This window comes from Stappia sp. BW2, assembly GCF_008107695.1.
In the GTDB taxonomy this organism is placed as follows: domain Bacteria; phylum Pseudomonadota; class Alphaproteobacteria; order Rhizobiales; family Stappiaceae; genus Roseibium.
The window spans coordinates 1-1,130 of sequence record NZ_VIRG01000067.1 but is presented as its reverse complement, the minus strand read 5'-3'; the positions used below and the strand labels follow the sequence as shown (position 1 = coordinate 1,130).

The 1,130-nt window shown below is 57.1% G+C and carries 1 protein-coding gene; it reads right to left on the bottom strand.

The annotated features are described in order from the left end of the window. Window positions 1-55 precede the first annotated feature (55 nt). Window positions 56-1,054, bottom strand: a complete 999-nt coding sequence (locus FMN63_RS18430; protein ID WP_148585651.1) for an IS5 family transposase — start codon at window positions 1,052-1,054, stop codon at window positions 56-58. Between the last annotated feature and the right edge of the window lie 76 nt (window positions 1,055-1,130).

The following is a 1,130-nucleotide window of genomic DNA, read 5'->3' as shown; positions in this document are numbered from 1 at the left end:
TGGCGTTGGTGCGCGGATCAGCCGATGAGCAGAGCTCGTTCTTTGATGGGTCCGCCTATTTGGTTGCTCCCGCCGATGCTTGGCAACGAACGGATTTCGGGCGTCCGCAGGCGAGCATTCGGTTCAAAATCGTGACCCCGATTGCAGCCTCTGTCTGTTGAGCGAGGAATGACCGAGCGCGCAAGCGTGGTCCAATAATGCCTTTGTATCGACCCATCGCGGTTTCAACCAAAGCTCGTTTGCCGTAGCCGGTTGATGCCTGCCATTTCAGCCGGCCATCTGCCTGCATGGAGGCTAAGTGGTCGTCTCTCTGGCAGCATGCTTGGGTGTTAGGCCGTTCCACCGCGTTCGATCGCGGTGGAATGACGACACTTGCGCCTGGGCTGTGACGCAGAACTACGTCGTAGGATGGATAGCCATCATAGGCTCCATCGGCCGTGAACTGGCCGATCTCATCATCAATCTGATCAAGCAATGGCTGCAGCTGCGAGGCGTCGCCGCTCTCCTGATCTGTCAGGCTATGTGCAATGATCTCGCCACTGTCTGCATCAACAGCGAGGTGCAGTTTGCGCCAGCCACGCCGGGACTTTGTCCCATGCTTTTCTTCCAGCCATTGACCGGTGCCATAGATCTTAAGCCCGGTGCTGTCGACCAGAACGTGAATGCGCCCGTTTGCCACATGCTGTCGGTCGTTGCCTCTGGCCGTTGGCTTCCAGGTTCTGGCTCTCCGGCTGAGTGTGGTGTGATCGGGCACAGGCAGATCCAATGCCATCATATCAAGCACCGAACGCAAAAGTCCCTCGCTTTGGCGCAAACGCAATCCGAATACCATGCCCAGCATCAGCGTCGTTTCGATCGCCAGATCCGAATAGAGAGGCTGGCCACCACGCGTCTTACGCCGTGGAGCTGCCCAACCCGCCAACGCTTCCGGCGTAATCCAAAGGGTTAAACTGCCACGACGACGGAGGCCCGCCTCATACTCCGCCCAGTTCGTCACTTTGAACTTCATCTTGCCGATGTGATGTCGGCGGGCACCGTTATATTTGTGCGGCATGCTGAACCAATAATGCTATTTTCGATCCCCGCCGCATAGATGCAAAACGTTGAAATCATATCCGTGCACCAACGCC

Bases quoted from the DNA above. Each gene is read 5' to 3' on its own strand.
- FMN63_RS18430 (WP_148585651.1), bottom strand. From the start codon at position 1,054: ATGCCGCACAAATATAACGGTGCCCGCCGACATCACATCGGCAAGATG.